Genomic DNA, 20,406 nt, shown 5'->3' on the forward strand with positions numbered 1-20,406 from the left:
GTCAAAAGGAATGACCATGCAACAGATACAAAACCAAAGCCTTGTTTCGTTTATGGTAGCGAATCCACAACAGGGCATTGCAGTGACTAATCCGGCGACCGGAGAACTCCTCGGGTTCGCACCAGTTTCAACCGAAAACGACATTTTAAATGGCATTGAACGTGCCAGTGTGGCGCAGAAAGAGTGGGCGGCACTGCCAGCAAAAATGCGTGCTGGCATGCTCAATCGTTGGTTCCAACTCCTGTTAGAAAACAAAGCCGACCTTGGCCGTTTGATGACGTTAGAGCAAGGTAAGCCGCTAGCGGAAGCTCAAGGTGAAGTGCTTTACGGCGCGAGCTTTATCGAATGGTTTGCTGAAGAAGCGAAGCGTACCTACGGTGAGACGATTCCTGCGCCAAGTGCGGACAAGCGTTTGGTGACTATCAAACAGCCAATTGGTGTCGCCTGTGCGATTACACCTTGGAACTTCCCAATTGCGATGATCACGCGCAAAGCAGGGCCAGCTTTAGCAGCAGGCTGTAGCTTTGTGGTAAAACCATCTGAATCTACGCCGCTGTCTGCGTTTGCGGTTGCAGAGCTTGCCTATCAAGCGGGTATCCCACGCGATGTGCTGCAAGTGGTATTGGGGGAAAACTCCCGTCAGGTCGGTGCTATCTTCACTTCACACCCGTTGATTCGTAAGTTGTCTTTCACTGGCTCTACTCAAGTCGGTAGCGTGCTGATGCAGCAAAGCGCGGCTGACATCAAACGTACCTCAATGGAGCTCGGTGGCAACGCGCCATTTATCGTATTCGATGATGCGGATATTGATGCAGCTGTGGCAGGCGCGATGGCGTCGAAATTCCGTAACGCAGGTCAAACGTGTGTTTGTGCGAACCGTTTCTATGTACACAGCAAAGTGTATGACGAATTCGTTGCTAAGTTTGACGCTGCGGTTCAGCAGCTCAAAGTTGGTAACGGATTGGAAGAGGGGGTCAACATTGGTCCAGTGATCAGCGAGTCAGCGAAGCAAGGCATTCAGACGCTTATTGATGGTGCTATCGAGCAAGGCGCGAAGCCGGTTTCAGAGCTTAAAAAGCTCGATGGTCTATTTATGCAGCCAGTGGTTCTCAAAGACGTTACTCACGACATGAAGATTGTTTCCGAGGAAATCTTTGGCCCTGTCGCGCCAGTGATTCGTTTTGACAGCGACGAACAGCTAGTCGAAATGGCGAACGACACCATCTACGGTCTCGCGTCGTACTTCTACAGCCAAAACATTCACCGTGTTTGGAAAATCGCAGAAGCGCTCGAATACGGCATGGTCGGCATTAACGAAGGTATGATCTCTACTGAAGTGGCTCCTTTCGGTGGTGTTAAGCAGTCCGGTATCGGACGTGAAGGTGCAAAACAAGGTATCGATGAATACATGGACGTGAAATATCTCTGCTTTGGCGGCAACTAATTAAGGACAAAACAATGACAAACCAACAACTACACGAAAGAAGAAGCCAAGTTATCGCTCAAGGTATGGGCGCACTGTACCCACTTTACGTCGAGAAAGCAGAAAACGCTTACGTATGGGATATTGAAGGCAATAAATACATCGACTTTGCAGCGGGCATCGCGGTAACTAACACCGGGCATTCTCACAAGCGCATTAGCGAAGCGGTAAAAGCTCAGCTGGACAATTTCTCACACACGTGTGCGATGGTTACGCCATACGCGTCATTCGTAGAGCTGGCTGAAAAGCTGACAGAACTTGCACCGGGTGAGACTAAGAAGAAAGCGATCTTTCTAACCACTGGCGCCGAGGCGGTCGAAAACGCAGTGAAAGTAGCGCGCGCTCATACTGGTCGTAGCGGCGTGATAGCGTTCAAAGGCGGCTTTCACGGTCGCACAAATATGACGATGGGGTTAACCGGTAAAGTAGCGCCGTACAAAGCAAGTTTTGGTCCTTTCCCGAATGAAATCTACCACGCGCCGTACCCAAATGCGTTCCACGGCATCAGCATTGAGCAAAGCTTACAAGCGATCGACGACCTATTTGCGTGCGATATTGAACCTTCACGCGTTGCGGCGATCATCTTCGAGCCAGTACAAGGCGAGGGCGGCTTCTACAAAGCACCTGAAGCGTTTGCACAAGGCTTGCGTCAGCTGTGTGATAAGCACGGTATTATGCTGATTGCCGATGAAATCCAAACGGGTTTTGCTCGTACCGGTAAAATGTTTGCAACAGAATACCTAGGCATTGAACCTGACCTAATGACAATGGCGAAAGGCATTGCTGGTGGTTTCCCAATCTCAGCGGTAGTTGGGAAAGCGGATGTGATGGATTCTGCACTACCTGGTGGTTTAGGTGGCACTTATGCGGGCTCGCCACTTGGCTGTGTTGCTGGTCTTGAAGTACTGAAAATTATCGAAGAAGAAGACTTGTGTGCTAAAGCAATGGGTATCGGTGAAGTGGTCAATGCTCGTATGACAAAACTGCAACAGTCAGTGCCTGCTATCGGTGAAATCCGTACTACAGGTGCGATGATGGCGATTGAATTTACTGATCCTGAAACGGGTGAGCCGCTACAAGAGATGACCAAAGCGGTGATTTCTAAAGCGCAAGAAAATGGTCTGATTTTGCTTTCTTGTGGGGTAAAAGCGAACGTGATTCGCTTGTTGCCGCCGCTAACCATTGAGCCTGAAGTGCTTAGTGAAGGTTTAGATAAGTTGGAAAAAGTGATTCTTGAAGTGGCGTAATTCACGCGCTTTTAAATAGCAATAACAAATCAAGGAAGCGGTTGGTATCAATCGTTTCCTTTTTGTTTTTTAGCGTATCTGCTGCCTATCTAAAAAGTATTGCTCAAGCTCCAAGTCGTCACTTTTATTACGGATGACTTAACAATTGGGCTCGTTCTTACTTTCCACTTAGTCGCTACTTTGTTCTCCTCGAATGTGGTTTGGTGCTCACATTCTAAATCCCGACATCTGAAAGCCACTTGAGTCTATAATTTTATTGAGCGTCATTCCTCACTTTTTGGACTATAAAAATGAGATAGTATTCATATCCCACTTAGGTTGCTTGACAGATTAGCAGGACGAACTTTGATAACAAAGAATACAAGGTATGCCATTTTACTCGGCTTAGTTCCCATCGCCATATTTGTAGTGGCCTTTCATTCGATAACCAACTTTTACGTCAACTCGGTAAAAGCGTCGAAAATAGATGCTTACGTAGATTATTTAAATCAAAGGTCTGCCTATTTGGACGGAGCAATAGTGAAGCAGATTGCTCAGTTAGATTTTACTTGTAGTGATAGTGATGTAAGAACTTTACGCGACCCACGTTTTTATAACCGTTACATTCGTTTTATTGCGATGACCACAGAAGGCGGAAAAACGTGTTCCACGGTTGGTAGTGAAGTGTCTCGCCCATCTAGTAGTGAACGATTTCAGATGGATGAAAACTTTTTCGCATCACTTATTTTGCCGCAACAGAATGACCAAATAGAGTGGATGGTCATTTATGATAATGAACACGTTGAAGTCTTCTGGGTACTTGATAACAGTTGGGTTAACGAGGTAATAAAAACGCCTTGCAAAGACTGCCTATTTGTAGAGTTTAAGTATGATGAACCAATATTTGGTGATTTAACGATAAGCCGTGGCAAAGCGAATATTGCAGGAGAAGAAAACGCACTGTCAAAAGAGTTTTTCTTTTCAGGAGAGTCTCAAGCCAACATGCTCATCAAGATATACAGCGGTGAAAAACTTAAAAATTATGCTCAGGAAAGAGTACTTTTGTGGGGCGGTCTTGTAAGTGTGCTTGCTGGTCTTGTGACTGCCTTTGCATACATATCTGGTAAAAGCTTGAGAAAATCCATTACAGGTCTAATTGAAAATGGGATTAGTAATACAGAATTTATTCCTTACTACCAGGCGATTGTCGATAGTCGCGATGGTAAGACAGTAGGATATGAAGCTCTGATTCGATGGTCGCGACGTGATGGAATGGTGCCACCAAATATGTTTATTGGTGCTGCAGAAGAAAGTGGCCTGATTATCCCGATGACCAATCAGCTTATTCGTAAAATCATACAAGACTTAAGTGACTTGCCCGAGCATACGTGGGTCAGCATCAATATTGTTTCCTCCCATTTAGAGTCAGGCGTATTAACGAAGTTGCTGTCGGAGTTAAATTGGCCAATCTCGAATAGAATTCATTTTGAGTTGACCGAGAGAATACCAGTAAAAGACACTGAGGCCGCGAAAAAAGAGATTTTGTATTTAACGAATAAAGGCTACAAGTTCAAAATTGACGATTTTGGTACCGGATATGGTGGCTTTTCTTACCTACAAGATTTGGGCATCCGGTGTGTAAAAGTGGATAAGATGTTCATTGATCCAATAGGATCTGACGATCAAAAGTTGAAAGTGCTGGACTCAATTGTGTCTGCAGCGAACAAAGCGGAATGTGAGATGATTGCAGAAGGTGTAGAGAGCCAGGCTCAAGTCGAATATCTGGCTCAGCATGCGATTTACCTTATTCAAGGTTATGTTTACGCTAAACCAGAGCCCCTGACTAACCTTGCAAGCGCTTAACAGCCATAATGTCAAAACGTACCGTTTTAAAGGTGTCAGTTGCCTAGGTTAGCGCTGATTTCTGCTGATGGGGTTACACTTGAGGATTCCTAACACTCTCATTACTTCTAGAGTGTTAGGAATTAACGTTACTTAGGAGGAGAGTGCGGCTCTTTTCGTTTTGATTGACGTAATGAGCTGAGGTAGTAATGACATTACGATCATTCCTAGCATTAAGCTGTATTGCAGAGGAGTGAACGTTTCCCCCAATAGCAGTAGGCCCGAAACAATGCCTGCGACTGGGTTTGCAATACCACCAAAGGTAAAATCTACGACCGACATCCGCTGTAATAACCATACATACATGCCATACCCTAATGCGGTGTTCAGAATAACTACCCACAGTAACCCTAGAATATTCGTCATGGATACGTCCTGAACGACCGTAACATATGGCTCTGGATTGTTTATCGCCAGCACACTTGTTGCGATAGACATAATCACGCCACCCAAAATGAGCTGCCATGTTAGCACTGTCCACCAGTGCATTTTTGTACCTAGTGACTTTGTTACGCTACTTCCTATCACGATGCACATAATGGCGGAGATCATCGCAAGTAAGCCCACGGGTTCGAGAGAAATAGAGCTAGGATCAAATAAGAACCAAGCTAAAGCAATCAAAGTTGCGCCGCTTATCGCTTGAATGCCACTAGGCTGACGTTTGTAGACCGCCCAACCAAACAGCATCGCAAAAACGGGGACCGAAACCATACCAACACCAGAGATGGCAGAAGGAAGCGTCAACGCCATGACAAAAATGAGACCAAAGAAGCAAGCGATGTTGATGGTTCCTAAAACAAGCAGCACTTTCCACTCACTTCTTTTTGGAAACGAGGGCTTTATTGCCAGCAACAAAAGACCCGCAGGCAGTGCCCTTAGAGCACCAAGTAAAACGGGAGGCCAGTCCGGTAGAGTAAACTGAGTAACAGCATAAGTCGTCCCCCAAAAAAAGGCAGGAATCATCGCAAGTAAAATGTTCATGTTAAATATCTTTATGTAGAGATAATTAAATGTAACGATATCGGCAAGGTGGCTTTTTGTAAAGTATCTTTATGTTAAAATAAAAAATATATGATGTTTGGAGAGAAATAATGGATGCAATTGATAGAGTGGTAGAGCAGTGGGCTAGGGAGAAGCCAGACCTCGACACTGAACCGATGGCAATAATGGGTCGACTAATGCGAATTGCAAAACACATGGAATCTAGGGTCGCCGAGCTACATAAGAAGTACGATCTGAAAATGGGTGAATTTGATGTGTTAGCGACACTGCGTCGAGCTGGTTCACCATATTGTCTTACTCCCTCAGCGTTAATAGAGTCGATGATGCTCACTTCGGGTGCGATGACTAATCGCTTAGATAAACTAGAGAAGAAAGGGTTTATTACCAGAACCCATAGTAAAGAAGACCGACGTAGCGTCACCGTTGAACTAACAGAGCAAGGCTTAACCTTAATTGACAAGCTAATTTTGGAGCATGTAGACGTTCAGCAATCGTTATTGCATGGTTTAGAAGGCAATGAAAAAGAGCAGGTTAACCAGGCGTTAAAATTGCTATTGCCACAATTTGAGTGAGAACGCAGAAGGAGGTAGGGGATATGAAAAGCAAAGAACTAGAACAATACTTAAGTACCTTCATGTGTGCAGAAAGTGATTTCCCATTTGGGCCTGAAGCGCTTGTATACAAAATCAAAGGCAAGATGTTTGCCATCATTGCAGAGAGAAACGGTCGGGAGTATGTCAGCGTAAAAGTAAAACCAGAAGATGGAGAAGTCTTAACGTCGCAGTTTACGGACATTATCCCGGGTTATCACTTAAATAAGCGTCATTGGATAACGGTTTATTTTAACGGTGATGTCGAGGATGGGTTGATTCAAGACTTGTGTGAACGCTCTTATGCTCTTGTCGTTGCCAAGCTGCCGAAAGCACAACGAGCGTTGCTTGGTGAGTAATCGGCAACGCACTGGCCTCTGTTGTTTTGTCGCTCGTTGCTCGTAGTCTTTACGGAAAAATTCGCACCTTTTTCATCCTCGGGCTATATAAGAATAAGAAGGTGGAAAAGGGGAATGATATGCGAGCATTATCTGAATGGCTAAAAGAATACGGGGAGAGTCACCAAAACCCTATCAACCAAAAGATTCACACAATCGCAGTTCCAGGTATCTACCTTTCTGTGGTTGGACTTATTTGGTCGATTCCCCAGATTTCATTATTAGGCTTCGAACTTAATTGGGTTTGGGTAGCGGTGATCCCCACTTGGGTTTTCTATTTTCGTTTGTCTCTGAGCGTATTCATGATGATGATCGGCTACACATTAGCGTGCATTGGCCTTATTTGGTCTCTAGAGGTATTGATGTTGCCCGTTCTGCATATTTCTATGCTCTTGTTTGGTGTATTGTGGATATTGCAATTTATCGGTCACAAGATTGAAGGTAAAAAACCGTCGTTTTTTGAGGATTTACAGTTTCTACTCATCGGCCCGATTTGGGTGTTCAGAAAACACTAGCGATAAGCAAAATCAGGCATCATCCGAATGACACAAGACATACTTATTGCCACGACAAGCATTCACTTTAGATACGCACTATGATTAAAGAGGTGCCAACGCACTTTACGCTATCGAGATGCTTAAACTTACGGCAAGTTTACTTTAGGGGGATGAATGTACGATCGACAATATAAGTATGCCTATTGGAGAGAAGAGCGTAAAAAAGGCAAATGGCACTATATATTAAAGTCCTTCTTTATGATTTGTTGTGCATTACTGCTCGGTAAAGTCATCGGTTTGTTCATTTTTGGAGAGCTGCATTCTTTAAGCGACATTTGGGAACAACTCCCTGCGGATGTTTTTATTATGATGCTCGTGGGCTTTCCAATTAGTGTCCTTGGTTGGTACCACGAAGAGTCAAAGTTTTTCCGGGCACTGCGACGCAAAGAAAAGCGGTTAAAAGGCAATCAAAACAAACCGAAATAGAGTAACCTTTGTCTGTGTTTGGATTGCCACTTACCTATCTGAACGATTCTATCCCTTCCAGTCGTTTAGCGTTTAGTTACGTGTTGCAAAAAGCCTTCTTAATACAGCAGCCCCCAGTGTTGTGGAAATTGGTACTGTAAGAAACATTAAAAAACGAAGTTGAGCATTAGCGTATAAAGGCTCGCACTGTCATCCTTTGGGGCTGATGAAAACGCGCCAGAGCTATTATTGTAGGCGTTGAACCTTTGCCATTCTGCGTTCAGGGAAACGTTGTAATCTAGGTCATATCTCAATCCGAGTAAGAAACTGTCTCCACTTTTTTTATCCCGACTATTAAACTGCTGACCGTAAACAATATAAGGAGTTAGCTTGTTTACATTATAACTTGTTGTCGCGTACCAAGATGAGGAAAGATTGCTGGTCTGTCCTTCTGCCATAATCACAATGTTATCGAGCTCGTATCTTAACCCTAGAGAAAACAGATCGATCGTGTTGTTTTTTTCTGTTTCAACTAGACGGTCAATGATTGTGGTTCCGCCACCGGGAGTGGATTGCTCAATGTTAGAGAGCGTCGTTGTTTGATCATAATCGCCGTGGAGGTAGGAAAAATTCCAACGATAACTCTCTCCGCTTAGCGTTAAGTTCATCCCTGCAGTGTTGTTTGACTCAATTTCCAATTCAGTACGTTCATTGATGGTTACGTCACTATTGTCTTTAAACCCGACAAACGGCATGGCGGTAAGTACGACTTGCTCATTGAGGTCATGAATCCAGCGTGCAGATAGGCCGTTATAAGCCGTGATACCTAGAATGCTGTCATATACCTCATTCGGTGGGCGGGCTTGGGTAAAAGCGTGGCCGACATAGTTGTACTCAGACATCAAAAACAGTGGCAGTCTTAAGCGTCCTCCTCGTATTTCTATGTTTTGATAGGTATAAGCCAAATACGCCCACTCGAGCTGAGGCGAGCTCCAATGGTCTTGCGGGCGCTTTACGACTTGTGCGGATGCCCGAAATGCCTTGTGAAAATAATCGAGCTGCATGCCGAAAGTGGTATCGCAATCGAAACAAGATTCATCGCCAATAAAGCGGTTAACTAGTAACGTAGTTGGGTTATCGGATTTTGCCCACGAAGTAGAGCCAAAACCACTTAAAGAAAGTTGTTCTGTTAGTTCAATCGTGGCTGAGCTCGGAAAGGTCGCGATACTCAGCGATAACATGGTTAAATATTTTTTCATATCAATTCTCCGAGCTAACCACACATAAAACATGAGCATTACTAGGGACGCTCGATGTTGGGGCATAACCAATTCTATTCGGCTTCTCTTGCATCCATGCTATGAGGTCATCAATGCTGGAGCGTGCAATCACTTTTGGCGGTCTAGCTTTACCTGAAAAAGACAAGCTTGCCCAATGCGCGTTCATTTGCGCTAAATTTTTGTTGAGAAGATAACGATAGAACTCAGCTCTTTCTGTTGATGTCGCAGGCCAGTCAGAGAGTTCAATTCGCTGGCCTTGTAAAAGTTGCGTCTTCCCTCTGTACAACTTTCGCGCTTTATTGACAGTGAGCGGAGAGAATTCGTCATTAAATGAGAAAACGGCGTAGCTCTCTGCAGCGAGAGCTTGGCAATTTAATGAAAGAAGGGCAATCAGAATAAACAGATAGCGTTTTATGTAACGCAAAGGAAAAGCAACGCGAGAATGATTTCTACTCATAGAATCCACCTACATTGCTTGTTCAATTTGATACAACAGTTTTTCTTTGCGCACAGGCTTTGGTACGTAGGCATCCATTCCTGAATCAAAGCAGCGTTGAATGTCATCATCTACGACGCTTGCTGTTAATGCGATAATGGGCGTCTTAGCTAATCCTTTACTCGCTTCATAAGCTCTAATTTGCCTAGAAGCTTCAAACCCATCCATTATGGGCATCATGCAATCCATCAAAATAACATCAAACTTTCCATCTTTTTGGAACATTTCGACTGCAATTTGTCCGTTTTCAGCGACTTCGAATTGATAGCCTGCTTTAGATAGCAATAGAGAAGCCACTTTCTGGTTCACTCTATTATCTTCGACAAGCAAGATGCGTTCGGAGCGAATAGGCGTTACCGTTGCTTCTGGTTGCTCAGAACTTGCAGGTAGTTCATGAGTTTTATCGGGGGTGGTGTTCTCTTGGTGTGGTTCAGCAGGCGTCGTGTTGGAAACACGTAACCCAATTGCCTTATCTAACTTCTCTTTAAGCAACCCTGCTTTAAACGGTTTGGGCACATAGTCATCCATTCCAACGTCAAAGCATTTTTGTATATCGTCATCGACCACACTTGCCGTTAGAGCAATAATCGGAATTCTGAAAGCGCGTTTTTCTTTTACTTCTATTTGACGAATTATTTGGGTGGCTTCAAATCCATCCATTACGGGCATCATGCAGTCCATTAAAATTAGGCTGTATTGATTCTGTTGAAATTTCTCAACCGCTTCTTGTCCGTTTACAGCGACATCAAAGTCGAAGCCAGCTTTTGTGACGTGTAGCCCCGCGATTTTTTGATTGACCGTATTGTCATCAACGACCAAAATTTTCGGCAGAGATTTAACATGTTGCGCTGAAGTGCTCTCTTGTTGTGCGTGCGAGAAATTTGCCGCACAACTTTCAAGTGCTTTAATTAAGCGCTGCCCTAGTAGTGGCTGAGTGACCAAGGCGCTGATACTGTTTCTAAAGTCGAATTGTGGGCTATGAAGGTGCTTGATGAGGCAGACACGAATGTTTCGTTTACAAAGGCTTTCTATCTCATCGATATGCATCGCCGCTGCATTTGGTGATGCTTCTACATGAATAACGATAACGCGCTCGTTATCAATCCACGTTGGCAACGCACTTAAGGTATCTACTGACTGCGTTATATTGATGTTGAAAAAACTTAACTCGTTACGCAGTTTTTGTTCTAGTTGAGTACTGCTGCATACAATCCATATATCGTTGTGATTCAGAGCGTGATAAGCGTTAAACTCTTGCGTCACAACAGGAGCAGTTAGTTCAAAGAAGAAGCGACTGCCTTTACCTTTCGCGGATTCTAGTTGAATTTCTCCACCCATTAGCTCAACTAATTGCGTGCTAATGGCAAGCCCAAGTCCAGTTCCCCCAAATTGTCGGGTAGTAGAGTTATCCTCTTGGGCAAATGGAGCAAATATTTTCTTTTGCTGCTGGGCATCAATACCAATCCCAGAATCTTTAACGGAAAACTCGATGACCGCTTCACCATTTTTTATTTCGCGGGTGATGACCGATAGCTCAACACTGCCTTGTTCGGTAAATTTTACCGCGTTAGACATGAAGTTCATGACAACTTGGCGTATACGATGGTCATCCAACATTACGTGGTAAGGCGTGTTACGGCTAATGTTGACTTGCACATCGATGCCTTTTTCCTTTGCTTTCGGTGAAATGATAGAAGCAATGTCATAGATAGACTCTCGAACACAAGTTGAATGTGGGCTAATGAGCAACATCCCAGATTCAATTTTTGAGAAGTCTAGAACGTCATTAATTAAACTCAAAAGCAGTTGGGAGGAGGTTTCAATCGTGTCGACGTAATCGCGTTGTGTGGCAGTTAGGGAAGTATCGGATAAGACTTCAGAGATACCAATAACGCCATTTAGCGGCGTGCGGATCTCGTGGGACATGTTGGCCAAAAAGCTACTTTTGGCTTTACTCGCCTTAATTGCATCATCTTTTGCTTGTTCTGCATCTTCTTTAGCTTGTGTGAGCTTTAGTCTGGACAACATCCGCTCATCACTAAGCTTTTTTACCTCTCGAGCAAACTTACTCAGCTCGTCTTTACCCTTTATTAGTTGAGCAAGAGGTGAATTTTCAGTGTTACTTTGTTCATTGCTTTCGTTACTGAGAAATTTGAGGACTAGATTCAAGTTTCCAGTAACTTTTCGCACCAATCTTAGCGTTAAACTTACGACCAACAGCGTTAAAAGGCTCATCATTGCGATAAAGGTAAAGCGGTGCTGTGTCGTCGTGTTGATTGTCTTTGATATATCATCACTCAGCTGTTGTTCCATTTTGTCGTCAACACTTTGTAATAACGATAAGCGTTTGTTGAGTGCAGATAACCCCGCATCAATCTCATCCGGGGTTAATGATTTGAGTTGAGCTGGTTGCAATAAATAAGCACGAAACTCTTGGCTTTTGATAAAGACTTCACCCGTAAACGTCTCAATGAGCAGATCTACTTGTTGTTGATTGGCATTTAGCGTCACAAAACGCTCTAGAAATAGTTGTTGGTTCTGGATTAAAGATTGGATAGAAGCCTGTGTTGTGAGGTCATACTCGTTATTTTCCTCTGAAGATCGAATCAAATATTCGCTTAATCTATGCTCTTCAGTGGACCAAAACATCAACCATTCAAGTTGCATCAAAGAAGAAAGGTGAGTGTTTGTTTCATAACTCACATTTCTAAAATAGACTTTGTCTAAGCTCATGAGGATTTCTTTGAACGTATCAGCGCGCCACTCTGCCGCATCTAACTTTTCTTCTTGATTTTGCGAAGAGAGCATCGAGAGGGTTGCTTCCTCAAAGCTTGTCAACTGGTTTAGTATCTCAGCGTTTTCACCGAATACTGGTGCTGCAGTGTCGCGTAACAATTGAGATATCTGCTGAGTTTTTAGTTGCTTATCTATTACATCAGGGTTATTCGGTAGGTGATAAAGCGAAGATACGCGGTCTATGTAGACAGAGAATAACTGTGCTTTTTGTAGTTCCTGAGCCTGGATAGAAAGGCTTTGTACATGTTTACCCGCGAGGACAAGCAACAATAAAATTGGCAGCAAAACCAACCCAAATAGCTTTTGTTTTACCGACAGGTTGTTCCAAGAAAAGATTCCTACCACGCGCATTTCCATATCCAAGAAGTTGATATGAAAAGTGTAGTTTATTTATCTCAGATGTTAGATTTTAAGAGAAAATTCATATTAATGAGGTGGGGGAAGTGTGACCGATATTGCATTACGAGTACTAACGCGCTAAGCGGCAATAGTTAACAAAACGGCGTTCTAAGCAAAGTGATTGACGATTTGAGCGTCACTCCCTCGTTGGTATTCAAATGCAATCAATTCCTCGGCAGGTACAGGTCTACCTAAGAAAAAACCTTGTACGACGTCACAGTGGAGAGACTCCATTCGTGTGAGTTGAGTTTGAGTTTCTACGCCTTCGGCTACTACTTTCATTCTTAGGTTGTGAGCCATGGATACAATCGCGCGAACTAATGAATCGTCTTGATCGCTTTTTCGGATTTGAGCGATAAATGAACGATCAATCTTGAGCCCGTCAAAAGCCATATGTTGTAGGTAGGCAAGGGCTGAATACCCCGTACCAAAGTCATCTAGCCAAACTTCCACTCCGATACTTTGTAGTTTTTTAAGCACATATTGAGCTTTCTCTGTATCATCAATAAAAAGTGACTCTGTCACTTCAACATGAATGGTTTGAGGGGCGACATCATGTCGTCGTAAATACTTAGAAAATAATTGACTTAAATCTTGGCGATAGATTTGTCTTGGGGACAAGTTTAGTGCAATGTGAAAATCAGTACCGAAATGTTCTGCCCACATTGCCCGCTGAGCAACTGCCGTCTTAATGATATGTTCTCCAAGCTCCAATATTAAATCACTTTGTTCTGCGATCGGGATAAACGATTCTGGACTGATATAACCTTTCTCGGGATGATTCCACCTAACCAATGCTTCGACCCCAATTAGGCGATAGGTTTTTAGATCAAATTGTGGTTGATACCACAGCTCGAATTGAGACAAGTCACGTACTGAACGACGCAGTTCTCGTTCTATGTATAAACGTTGTTTAATCGTTTCATCAAACGTGGAATCGTATATCGTCATAATGTCTTTACCGCGTCTTTTAGATTCCTGCGCCGCAAGAGAGGAAAGCTGTAAAAGAGACTCAGCGTTTGAACCAAATTCTGGATACACAGCAATTCCGAGGCTTGCCGTAATTTGAATATCGTTCTCTTCCAAACTAAAGGGAGAGAGTAGTTGGCGATGAATATCGTTCGCTTTTTCTCTAGCTTCATGATTGTCCGAGCACGGAAAGGCCAGTACAAATTCATCCGCACCTACTCGACTTACGATGGTAGAAAGGCGGTAAATCGGCTTAAAATAACTCGGCAAACGGCCTTGAAGCTCTGAGGCAAGATGGCCTAGCAATTTATCCCCAATGTTATGTCCATAGTTATCGTTAATGTGCTTAAAGTCATCCAAGTCAATAAACACAACCGCGAGTGAGGGGGATTTGTGGTCAGTTATTTGCGTTTGAATATCAATGAGTAACTTTTCTCGGTTTGGCAGGGAAGTCAGAATATCGTGGTACGCCATGAACTCAACTCGACTGGTGTATCGGTTCACTTTGTTTGACATTTTGTTGTACGCCGAAATAAGTTCTCCCACTTCATCTTTGCTTTGTATGTCGGTGACTGGCAGCGCTTGGGTATTTGACTCTGAAAATTGATCTTTTAGTTGCTTGAGTGGCTTAGTTAACGACCGCCCCAAAGCATAAGCGATGATGCTACCGAATAGAACGGATATCCCACTGATCGTTAGCAGCAAGTTAAACATCTTCTGTTTATCGTTTGAGGTAATCGCTTGGACTTGTTCAATGTTCTGTTCTTTCTCTTCCAGTAGATGTATCAAGTTAAGCTCAAGATATACCGCCCCAAGAGTAATGTTTGATTGCTGAATCGGCGCTGCGATCTCCAACTGATGCTTGGAAAAGGAAACGAGAGTTCTGGATTCTTCTATTGCTTTCAAAATAAAAGGAGAGCGGTCATGAGGTTGGGCAAACATCCTTAGCTGAGTAGTGCCGTCGTGAAAGATTAGCCCTTCATTGTCAACAACATGTATTTTCGAGACATCTGGCTGGCTCAATGTTGCCTTAATTTGCTCATACGCTTGACTGATATTGTCTGTATAGAGTGGATCAAAAAGCTGTTTTGATAATAGCTCTGCATAAACCAACCCTTTTTGCTTAACGTAAGATTCTGTTTTTTCTTGAGAGTTGTTCGTGATTTGTTGAGTTAAGCTATTTGAATACGCATCGTAACCGTGCATGTATAACGCAAGATTTATCACCACAACAAACAAGACAACGAACATTGTCGAGCAAATGTATTTGGTTTCGAGTGAGAGCTTTTGAAACATCAATCCACCTTCGGTAATAAGTGAACTGACTTGCGCACTGTACTTAAGGAGGCTCGCATTTCTGGAGTAAGCGCGCTGAATTTTTTGGTGTTCTGAAACTTTTTAAGTGCGAGAGAGCCTTCGTGAGTTGTATCCATATCAAGCAGTATGGACGTGATTTTACGCTGTTGCTCTAGGCTCATGCTTGGAGAAGCGAGAATCAAATCCCTGGGTATTTCAACAGAACGAGAAAAAATCGCTAGTTTGTCTTTCATGTTCTCTGGCAAATCTTTGGGATTGTTCCAGTTGAAGTTACTGAATGCTCCTGCTGCAACTCTCTGTTTATATACCCATACAGATAGGTTGATTTCATTTGACTGAGCGAGTTGCTCATCAAGGAATAAATAACCAATGCTGTCTTTGGCCGGTTTGTCATCAGGAGAGGGAAGGTATTGCAGTTTTTCTCCGTGGTTCAGCAATGTAATCGCAGGTAGGTAATAGCTGCTGGTAGACGTGCGCTTTTCGAAAACAAGCGTTTTTCCGCGCAGGTCAGAAAGTGACTCAATGCCACTCTCTTTATTAGTAAAGAACACCGTATGATATTTTTGCAGGCCTTTTTTCCATCGTATAGCAAGAACTTGGCTATTAGACTCCTTTTCTAAGGTCATCGCATTAAAGGGGGTCGCCGTTGCAATTTGAACGGTGCCATTTTCAAGCGCAACCGCGAGCTGACGATAATTTTTAAATACCTTTACTGCCCCTTTTGCGTAACCATATTCAGACATATTTTCAGTTACATACTGAGTAAGGGGCGTCGCTTTTTTGATTTTGCTTTGGGCTTTATTGGACACAATGCCAAACGTGAATGTTTTCTCAATATTTTCTTGTGCACTGACAACAAAAGGTGAACTCAGCAAAGTGAGTAATAACAGAGTGCAGGCAGGTTTCATCCGGCTTCAACTTCCTTCTGGTGCATGTCAGTAATATTTAGTATTTATCAATGTGCCGAAATCAATCTTAAAAACAGTATGATGTACAAATTTCGTTGTGTGCGCACTTTTTATAATGTGACTTGGTCACTTATTCCGTTCAAATAGTACCGAATTTGACGTTTATGTACAGGATGAATGTATCACCGTGAGTCTGAATTCACTGGATTCTTGGTCAAGCGCTGTATTGGCTGTGAGCTAATGCGCCTTATGTATCGCTATTTTGTACTAAGAAAATTTTCCAATTGTTTTTGATACTTTTTCTCGAGAGCTTCATTGCCTGCTGCACGTTCAAGTTGAATCATGAGTTGCAAAGAGGGCTTCTTCACGCCATACATTTGATTGAATCTCATTAATCGAATTCTAGCTTCAGTATAATCACCGCTATCAATTTCTATTTTAGCGAGTTGCAAAATCGATTTTGGTCTATGAGGGTCATGATCGATAGCTCTAGTAAAGTAGTATCTCGCTTTGTCTTTATCTTGTGATTTTAGCGCACAAAAAGCTGCATTCTCATAGCTTGCTGGAATAAGGTAGTAATAAGGCTGCTCAATGGCTCGATTAAACATCTGATCGGCTTTTTCGAAGTCACCTCGCTTGCAAAGAAAAGTACCGTAGTTATTGAGCACATTTCCGTTTTTAGTGTGTTGGCGTAGAGAGCGTTTATACATCTGTTCGGCTTTAATATCTTCACCAACCGTTTCGTAGTAGTGAGCCATAGATAATTGCGCGCGATAGTATTGAGGTGCGTGGTTTAAGGCTTGTTGTAAGTTATCATGCGCGCGAATCATGTTACCGCCGTCTAAATAACCTAAGCCAAGTGCGATACGTGATTCTGCCATTGCCACAGGATCGGCTTTAACGACAGGGCTTCCATCTTCTTTCACCGTCACGCAACCCACGAGTGCAAACTGAGACAATAATATTAGTGCACCGAGCTTTGCTGTTTTCATTCTTTATCCCTACATCCCTGAATCTTTCTGCATGATATGAATTACTTAGCAAAAACCTATTGAGGAAAAAACACTATGCGATCAGGTTTGCAAACTGTTATGAAAAAGCCGCCATATGGCGGCTTGGTTCACATATTACATTTCGGTAATGATGAGTGCTTTGTTTGCTTATTTTGAAGCTAATCGTCTTTAGTGAAAGCATCTTCACTGAAGTGATCGAGATCGTACGGTGTTTGCTGATAAACACAGTAGTTCAGCCAGTTTAAAAAGAGGAGGTGTCCATGGCTTCTCCAGCTTGCAATTGGTGGGTTATCTGGGTTGTTGTTTGGGTAATAGTTGACAGGAATAGCGGGCTCCATACCTTCGCTTAAATCTCGGATATATTCATTATGTAAGGTGTGAGAATCATACTCAGGGTGTCCTGTGACAAAGACATTGCGTTTGTCTTTTGTGGTGGCCAAGTACACACCTGCGACATCCGATGTCGCTAAAATGTCTAAGTCAGTATGCTCTTCTAGAAAGTGAGGCGAAAAATCTGCGTAACGCGAGTGAGGAGCCAAAAACGTGTCATCAAATCCGCGTAAGATAGGGTGAAACTGATGATGGATTTGATGATGATACACGCCTGAAAGTTTTTCTTTACGCGTTTTTTTAGGTAGATCGTAGAGTAGCTTTAACCCTGCTTGCGCAGCCCAGCAAACATAAAGAGTGGATGTCACATGATCTTTTGCCCACTCCATGATGGTTTTGAGATGATCCCAATAAATGACATCTTCAAATTGCACCAAACCTAATGGAGCCCCAGTAATGATCATGCCATCGAAGTTTTTATCTCGCACCATTTCAAATTGGCGATAAAACGTGTCTAAATGTTCAGTTGGCGTATTTTTACTCGGGCGGTTATCAATGCGCAGTAATTCGACGTTAACCTGTAGTGGGCTGTTTGAGAGTAGACGCAGAAACTGAGTTTCAGTCTCTATTTTTTTTGGCATCAGATTAAGGATCAGCACTCTTAAAGGACGTATTTCCTGACTCGCTGCACGCGTTTCACTCATCACGAAGATGTTTTCTGTCCTTAATACATCGGTAGCTGGTAATTGATCTGGAATTCTAATTGGCACGACTTTCTCTCCCTAAGCATAGTCAATCTAGACGTCTATACTTCTAAAGCTAACTTAATTAAGTTTAGATGTCGATACGAAATCCGACTTTTCAATCTACTCTTTACATTATGGTAAACCGTACTCGGGGTTGTCACACAATTGTGACTAAAGCAGAGTTTCTGATGAGATAGGTTTGAAACGCAGTGTGTACTATTTGCTGGTAATTATGCGATCACGTTAATATGTGAAGGTGACTTCGTAGTAAGGAAGTCTCAAATTAATGAGCCATACTAAAAACAATCAGCTCACCATTTTGCATTAATGTGCATGTTTGGAAACATCGTCAGTGGAGGACATTATGTTCGGTATTTTCAAGAGAAAGACAAAGATTCAGAGCATCGCTCAAGAAGTTCCTTGCGTGCTACTGCATTCGTTTGGTGATAAAGACATTTATACGCCGGAAGAGATTGATCAAGCTCTTCAAAAGCTGGGTTATGATAAGAGCAAGGATATCAGTCATTATCAGTATGCGTATGGAATGTTTGCCGATGAAGCCTCTTACGAGCTCCTAGAACTAACGGATGAGCTAGGTAATTATGGTCATTTCCAACGTGAAGTAGGTAAGATGCTACTCAATACACCTGAGCCGATTGATATGCATATCTACTTTGAAATTTCTCGTCAGCACCAAAACGTCAGCCTTTCACCTGGTCATCAAAAAGTAAGCGAAAGTGATGGTGTGTAAACATCGTTAGTGGTATTCCATCGTGAGATGAGTTGGGTATAATGCGCGGCCTAATTATCCGGACATGTTGTCGGTTACATTTCTGTTGAGCGTTAATGCCTTATGTTCAAAATGCTTGTCTCTATGCCACCAATGTTGGCGCTGTCGATAGCGATTGTATGTGAAGTGATTGCCACTTCTTATATTCCCAAAACAGAGCAATTTACGAAAGTAATGCCGAGCACAGTCGTTTTGATTGGTTACGGCATCGCTTTCTTCTTGCTTTCCGTCACAGTGCAAACAATGCCTGTCGGGGTTGTTTATGCCATATGGAGTGGTGCTGGGATCGTTTTGGTTGCGACGGTTGGTTACTTTGTTTACGGACAGCGTCTAGACTTACCAGCCCTAGTTGGTATTGGGTTTATCATCGCAGGTGTGTTGATCGTAAATTTATTATCCAAAACAGTAGGGCACGAATAACGCCACTCTACTTGTTAAGTGAATAAGAAGCCGCAGCGAGAAATTGCTGCGGCTTTTTAGTACAAATTCAATCGCTAATGGCGAGTATTGATATGACGTCTTATTGTTGTATTCATAACGGTCGCATTATGTGATTGAAAAATAGACATTATTTAGCGCATTGAAAATACAAAGTTATGTTTCTTCAAACTTTAGGAAAGGGCAGTAGATAAATCACTCCGATAGATGTTAACGTGGCGACTCATCTTTACTGCTTTTTCATTCCCTACATATTTCTGCAAAGTTCTTATTGTGTAGTGTGTCGAAGAACCATAGAATCCGCGCGCTTTAATTTATGTTATTAGCGTTATCAATGATAAAAGTGCAGTCCATTATCATTGTTTTTATCACTTATAGATGGGCACATCTGACAATACTTACATGAACAAATACAAAAAGCCTGCTTTCAAGGCCGAATTTCTTTTGCCTCGTTACTGGGGAACGTTAATTATCATTAGCGTGATGTACTTACTTAGCCTCCTTCCTTTTAAAGTTCAACTAGCTTTGGGACGCAACATTGGTCGTTTAGCTATGCGATTCATGAGAAAACGTCAAGTTACGATCAGACGCAATCTTGAGCTTTGCTTCCCTCATATGGAAAAATGCCAACGCGAAGCAATTCTAAAAGACAACATCGACAATACTGGCATCGCACTTTTTGAGACCGCAATGGCATGGTTTTGGTCAGATAAACGGGTAAACAAACACGTCACGATAAAAGGCATGGAGCATCTAGAGGCTTTAGAGAAGTCAGGCAAAGGTGCATTAATGTTGGCCGTACACTCAATGAATCTAGAGTTAGGTGCTCGAGCTTTTGGCATTAAAAAGTCTGGAACCGGTGTTTATCGCCCAAACAATAATCCGTGCTTTGATTATTTTCAGTATAAGGGACGCTCTCGCTCTAATCGTACACTGATTGATCGTAAAAACGTCAAAGCCATGCTTGAATCACTTAAAGCGGGTGAGCGGGTTTGGTATGCACCGGACCACGATTATGGTAACCGACGCTCGACATTTGCACCGTTATTTGCCGTTAAAAATGCTTGTACTACGACAGGTACAAGTTTGTTGGTTGATTCTACAGATTGCGCCATTGTGCCTTTTACGATGGTAAGAGGAAAAGACGGACACTATACCCTAACCATTAGTGCGCCCGTCGAAGGTTTCCCGAAAGAGGATCATCAACGCGCCGCCGCATTCGTGAATCAAATAGTTGAAACATCAATCATGGCAAGTCCGAGCCAGTATATGTGGCTTCATCGTCGGTTTAAAACTAGACCAGAGGGTGAGGACTGTTTGTACAAGCCTAGGCTCATCCCTAGCTTGGCATAACACATAGA

General features: G+C 42.9%; 18 protein-coding genes. 10 read left to right on the top strand and 8 right to left on the bottom strand.

Going from position 1 to position 20,406, the window contains the following annotated elements; all coding sequences use genetic code 11:
• Positions 1 to 16 precede the first annotated feature (16 nt).
• The 3 genes from R7Z49_RS06550 to R7Z49_RS06560 all read left to right on the top strand — a co-directional run bounded on the left by R7Z49_RS06550 (position 17) and on the right by R7Z49_RS06560 (position 4,572).
• Positions 17 to 1,444 carry an NAD-dependent succinate-semialdehyde dehydrogenase gene (locus tag R7Z49_RS06550; RefSeq protein ID WP_318105142.1) on the top strand — a complete coding sequence of 476 codons (1,428 nt, stop codon included), beginning with the start codon at positions 17 to 19 and terminating at the stop codon, positions 1,442 to 1,444.
• Between the two features lie 14 nt (positions 1,445 to 1,458).
• The gene (gene gabT / locus R7Z49_RS06555) at positions 1,459 to 2,730 is read left to right on the top strand and encodes a 4-aminobutyrate--2-oxoglutarate transaminase (protein WP_318105140.1); all 1,272 of its coding nucleotides are present in this window, start codon (positions 1,459 to 1,461) and stop codon (positions 2,728 to 2,730) included.
• A gap of 519 nt (positions 2,731 to 3,249) precedes the next feature.
• A complete protein-coding gene (locus tag R7Z49_RS06560; protein ID WP_017820922.1) occupies positions 3,250 to 4,572 on the top strand; it encodes an EAL domain-containing protein in 1,323 nt (440 codons plus the stop codon).
• A gap of 132 nt (positions 4,573 to 4,704) precedes the next feature.
• Here R7Z49_RS06560 and R7Z49_RS06565 read toward each other — a convergent pair whose 3' ends face one another.
• Positions 4,705 to 5,592 (bottom strand): DMT family transporter, encoded by an 888-nt coding sequence (locus R7Z49_RS06565; protein ID WP_017820923.1) that lies wholly within the window; start codon positions 5,590 to 5,592, stop codon positions 4,705 to 4,707.
• A gap of 110 nt (positions 5,593 to 5,702) precedes the next feature.
• On the opposite strand from R7Z49_RS06565, the gene R7Z49_RS06570 reads away from it, so the two are divergent.
• The 4 genes from R7Z49_RS06570 (at position 5,703) to R7Z49_RS06585 (ending at position 7,584) form a co-directional block, all read left to right on the top strand.
• The gene (locus R7Z49_RS06570) at positions 5,703 to 6,185 is read left to right on the top strand and encodes a MarR family winged helix-turn-helix transcriptional regulator (protein WP_017633984.1); all 483 of its coding nucleotides are present in this window, start codon (positions 5,703 to 5,705) and stop codon (positions 6,183 to 6,185) included.
• 23 nt (positions 6,186 to 6,208) lie between these two features.
• The gene (locus tag R7Z49_RS06575; protein WP_017633985.1) at positions 6,209 to 6,562 is read left to right on the top strand and encodes an MmcQ/YjbR family DNA-binding protein; all 354 of its coding nucleotides are present in this window, start codon (positions 6,209 to 6,211) and stop codon (positions 6,560 to 6,562) included.
• 119 nt (positions 6,563 to 6,681) lie between these two features.
• Positions 6,682 to 7,116, top strand: a complete 435-nt coding sequence (locus tag R7Z49_RS06580; RefSeq protein ID WP_005377800.1) for a DUF962 domain-containing protein — start codon at positions 6,682 to 6,684, stop codon at positions 7,114 to 7,116.
• Between the two features lie 156 nt (positions 7,117 to 7,272).
• Positions 7,273 to 7,584, top strand: coding sequence for a hypothetical protein (locus R7Z49_RS06585; RefSeq protein ID WP_005377799.1), 312 nt, complete (start codon positions 7,273 to 7,275; stop codon positions 7,582 to 7,584).
• A gap of 146 nt (positions 7,585 to 7,730) precedes the next feature.
• On the opposite strand, the gene R7Z49_RS06590 is transcribed toward R7Z49_RS06585, so the two are convergent.
• From R7Z49_RS06590 to metA, 7 genes are all read right to left on the bottom strand, one after another.
• On the bottom strand, positions 7,731 to 8,822 hold the full coding sequence (locus R7Z49_RS06590; protein ID WP_025766727.1) for a hypothetical protein: 1,092 nt from the start codon (positions 8,820 to 8,822) through the stop codon (positions 7,731 to 7,733).
• A 1-nt stretch (position 8,823) separates the two neighbouring features.
• Positions 8,824 to 9,300, bottom strand: a complete 477-nt coding sequence (locus R7Z49_RS06595) for a hypothetical protein (RefSeq protein WP_017633987.1) — start codon at positions 9,298 to 9,300, stop codon at positions 8,824 to 8,826.
• A gap of 9 nt (positions 9,301 to 9,309) precedes the next feature.
• Positions 9,310 to 12,486 carry a response regulator gene (locus R7Z49_RS06600; RefSeq protein WP_086046705.1) on the bottom strand — a complete coding sequence of 1,059 codons (3,177 nt, stop codon included), beginning with the start codon at positions 12,484 to 12,486 and terminating at the stop codon, positions 9,310 to 9,312.
• 156 nt (positions 12,487 to 12,642) lie between these two features.
• Positions 12,643 to 14,799 (bottom strand): EAL domain-containing protein, encoded by a 2,157-nt coding sequence (locus tag R7Z49_RS06605; protein WP_318111470.1) that lies wholly within the window; start codon positions 14,797 to 14,799, stop codon positions 12,643 to 12,645.
• Complete coding sequence (locus R7Z49_RS06610; protein ID WP_017633990.1) at positions 14,799 to 15,728, bottom strand: phosphate/phosphite/phosphonate ABC transporter substrate-binding protein; 930 nt, start codon at positions 15,726 to 15,728, stop codon at positions 14,799 to 14,801. Before R7Z49_RS06610 ends, R7Z49_RS06605 begins: the two co-directional genes overlap by 1 nt.
• Before the next feature lie 257 nt (positions 15,729 to 15,985).
• The gene (gene pilW, locus R7Z49_RS06615; protein WP_318111471.1) at positions 15,986 to 16,720 is read right to left on the bottom strand and encodes a type IV pilus biogenesis/stability protein PilW; all 735 of its coding nucleotides are present in this window, start codon (positions 16,718 to 16,720) and stop codon (positions 15,986 to 15,988) included.
• 179 nt (positions 16,721 to 16,899) lie between these two features.
• Positions 16,900 to 17,841 carry a homoserine O-acetyltransferase MetA gene (metA, locus tag R7Z49_RS06620; protein ID WP_005377792.1) on the bottom strand — a complete coding sequence of 314 codons (942 nt, stop codon included), beginning with the start codon at positions 17,839 to 17,841 and terminating at the stop codon, positions 16,900 to 16,902.
• Positions 17,842 to 18,181: 340 nt separating this feature from the next.
• On the opposite strand from metA, the gene R7Z49_RS06625 reads away from it, so the two are divergent.
• The 3 genes from R7Z49_RS06625 (at position 18,182) to R7Z49_RS06635 (ending at position 20,398) form a co-directional block, all read left to right on the top strand.
• A complete protein-coding gene (locus R7Z49_RS06625; RefSeq protein ID WP_005377791.1) occupies positions 18,182 to 18,568 on the top strand; it encodes a DUF6559 family protein in 387 nt (128 codons plus the stop codon).
• A gap of 123 nt (positions 18,569 to 18,691) precedes the next feature.
• Positions 18,692 to 19,027: a DMT family transporter gene (locus tag R7Z49_RS06630; protein ID WP_069593657.1), complete on the top strand. Its 336-nt coding sequence runs from the start codon at positions 18,692 to 18,694 to the stop codon at positions 19,025 to 19,027.
• 420 nt (positions 19,028 to 19,447) lie between these two features.
• Positions 19,448 to 20,398 (top strand): LpxL/LpxP family Kdo(2)-lipid IV(A) lauroyl/palmitoleoyl acyltransferase, encoded by a 951-nt coding sequence (locus R7Z49_RS06635; RefSeq protein ID WP_318111473.1) that lies wholly within the window; start codon positions 19,448 to 19,450, stop codon positions 20,396 to 20,398.
• Positions 20,399 to 20,406 lie beyond the last annotated feature (8 nt).

The sequence above is a fragment of the Vibrio sp. 1562 genome, assembly GCF_033340155.1.
In the GTDB taxonomy this organism is placed as follows: domain Bacteria; phylum Pseudomonadota; class Gammaproteobacteria; order Enterobacterales; family Vibrionaceae; genus Vibrio; species Vibrio alginolyticus.

Bases quoted from the DNA above. Each gene is read 5' to 3' on its own strand.
- R7Z49_RS06565 (WP_017820923.1), bottom strand. From the start codon at position 5,592: ATGAACATTTTACTTGCGATGATTCCTGCCTTTTTTTGGGGGACGACT.
- R7Z49_RS06595 (WP_017633987.1), bottom strand. From the start codon at position 9,300: ATGAGTAGAAATCATTCTCGCGTTGCTTTTCCTTTGCGTTACATAAAA.
- R7Z49_RS06605 (WP_318111470.1), bottom strand. From the start codon at position 14,799: ATGTTTCAAAAGCTCTCACTCGAAACCAAATACATTTGCTCGACAATG.
- R7Z49_RS06630 (WP_069593657.1), top strand. From the start codon at position 18,692: ATGCCACCAATGTTGGCGCTGTCGATAGCGATTGTATGTGAAGTGATT.
- R7Z49_RS06600 (WP_086046705.1), bottom strand. From the start codon at position 12,486: ATGCGCGTGGTAGGAATCTTTTCTTGGAACAACCTGTCGGTAAAACAA.
- R7Z49_RS06610 (WP_017633990.1), bottom strand. From the start codon at position 15,728: ATGAAACCTGCCTGCACTCTGTTATTACTCACTTTGCTGAGTTCACCT.
- pilW (WP_318111471.1), bottom strand. From the start codon at position 16,720: ATGAAAACAGCAAAGCTCGGTGCACTAATATTATTGTCTCAGTTTGCA.
- R7Z49_RS06635 (WP_318111473.1), top strand. From the start codon at position 19,448: ATGAACAAATACAAAAAGCCTGCTTTCAAGGCCGAATTTCTTTTGCCT.
- gabT (WP_318105140.1), top strand. From the start codon at position 1,459: ATGACAAACCAACAACTACACGAAAGAAGAAGCCAAGTTATCGCTCAA.
- R7Z49_RS06625 (WP_005377791.1), top strand. From the start codon at position 18,182: ATGTTCGGTATTTTCAAGAGAAAGACAAAGATTCAGAGCATCGCTCAA.
- R7Z49_RS06575 (WP_017633985.1), top strand. From the start codon at position 6,209: ATGAAAAGCAAAGAACTAGAACAATACTTAAGTACCTTCATGTGTGCA.
- R7Z49_RS06590 (WP_025766727.1), bottom strand. From the start codon at position 8,822: ATGAAAAAATATTTAACCATGTTATCGCTGAGTATCGCGACCTTTCCG.
- R7Z49_RS06580 (WP_005377800.1), top strand. From the start codon at position 6,682: ATGCGAGCATTATCTGAATGGCTAAAAGAATACGGGGAGAGTCACCAA.
- R7Z49_RS06570 (WP_017633984.1), top strand. From the start codon at position 5,703: ATGGATGCAATTGATAGAGTGGTAGAGCAGTGGGCTAGGGAGAAGCCA.
- R7Z49_RS06585 (WP_005377799.1), top strand. From the start codon at position 7,273: ATGTACGATCGACAATATAAGTATGCCTATTGGAGAGAAGAGCGTAAA.
- R7Z49_RS06550 (WP_318105142.1), top strand. From the start codon at position 17: ATGCAACAGATACAAAACCAAAGCCTTGTTTCGTTTATGGTAGCGAAT.